Here is a 1,605-nt window from a genome sequence, read left to right on the forward strand (position 1 = left end):
TAAATCGATAACAGTATTCTGCAAGGTATCGTGGCAGGTGCCTGGGATTAATATTGTGGTAACTGCCTTTCAGGGAGTTTTTGGGGTGCTCTTTCGAAATAATTAAAACCAAAGTACTCGAAAAGGCATTCACGTAAACTCCGACATATTCTTGTGCAATCCGTTCCCTGCTGGTTAGCCAATATGTCTGCATCTGTCATTAGCCGTAATAATCAATCCTTTGTCTTACAAATTGAAGTTCCTGTAAACCAGGGCAACATGCTTGTCAGTGAAGGTCTGCTGCTCGAACAACTGAATGAAGCAGGAAAGCTTGGAACTCATGAGATTCTTGAGCGGTTCGATGTGACTTCGCAGGATCCCATTATTTTTCAGGGGCAAAAGCTGACGTATAAACATCAGGTAACGAAGCGTTATGAGACGCCCTATGGTCCGGTCGATTGCGAACGTGCTGTCTACCAGGAGAGTGGCGGCGGCACAACCCTGGCACCCTTGGATTACCACGCACATATTGTCGGTTCCGCGACTCCCCGGCTGGCTAAAATGGTTAGCTCAAAATACAGCAAAAATGCCGCACCGGCTGTCGAGGATGATCTGGCGAATAACCATGGGCGTAAACTGTCACAGTCTTATATCAAAAACCTCTGTGACCGTGTCGGTTATCTGATAGAAGAGCATGACAATGATGATTATGATCTCCCGGAACTTGATGAGCCTGTTGCCTCGGTAGCGATAGGGCTGGATGGCACCTGCATGCTGCTTTGTGATGATGGCTGGCGTGAAGCAATGTGTGGCACCGTCAGTTTGTATGACAGTAGTGGACACCGCCAATATACCGTTTACGTTGCCGAAGCGCCTGAGTACGGCAAGGCCAGATTCCTGCGCAAGCTGGAGCAGGAAGTCGGAAAGGTCCGTGAACGCTATCCAGATGCCTGCTATATCGGTGTTGCCGATGGAGCCAGAGAAAACTGGCGTTTCTTGAAGCAGCACACGGACTTTCAGTTGCTGGACTTCTTCCACGTGTCGGAATACGTGGCCGGGGCCAGCCATGCCTTGTTCCCGGACGACGAGGGAAAACGAAAAATCTGGCTTGAAGACAGGCTGCATCGCCTGAAGCATAAGCGGGGTGCGGCAAGTCGTCTGTTGCATGAGCTTGAACAGGCTGAATTACCTAAACGCACCACTGCATTGGTTGAAAAGCGTTACAAGGCAGTGACGTATCTGAAAAACAACCTGCCATTGATGCGTTATTACCATGCGGTTAAAAGGCTGTGGCCCATCGGTTCTGGTGTTACCGAGGCTGCGTGTAAAACGCTGGTCAAGCAAAGGTTTTGCTGCGCAGGCATGCGTTGGAAATATGAAAGCGCTTTAATTGTACTTGGCATGCGTGCACTCGCAGAGACAAAAGGACGCTGGGATCAGCTCTGGGAACGTATAACCTGTGAAAACAGGCTGGGAGAGCCAGTATCTTCGTATTAATCAGAGAGAGCACCCAGTTTTTGACGTTCCCGATCATGGTGTTGATCCACGTAAACAACTCATTAGCCATCGATTCATGACCACCTCCTGTCACTACTGCAGTATGCGGATGTCCAGCGTCGACTATTC

The 1,605-nt window shown here is 49.4% G+C and carries 1 protein-coding gene; it reads left to right on the forward strand.

Annotated features, from left to right (window positions below; all coding sequences use genetic code 11):
* The first annotated feature begins 183 nt into the window (after nucleotides 1–183).
* Nucleotides 184–1,476, forward strand: a complete 1,293-nt coding sequence (locus ABD892_RS10755; RefSeq protein ID WP_345195630.1) for an ISKra4 family transposase — start codon at nucleotides 184–186, stop codon at nucleotides 1,474–1,476.
* Nucleotides 1,477–1,605 lie beyond the last annotated feature (129 nt).

The sequence above is a fragment of the Kistimonas scapharcae genome (assembly GCF_039540975.1).
Taxonomy (GTDB): Bacteria; Pseudomonadota; Gammaproteobacteria; order Pseudomonadales; family Endozoicomonadaceae; genus Kistimonas; species Kistimonas scapharcae.

Bases quoted from the DNA above. Each gene is read 5' to 3' on its own strand.
- ABD892_RS10755 (WP_345195630.1), top strand. From the start codon at position 184: ATGTCTGCATCTGTCATTAGCCGTAATAATCAATCCTTTGTCTTACAA.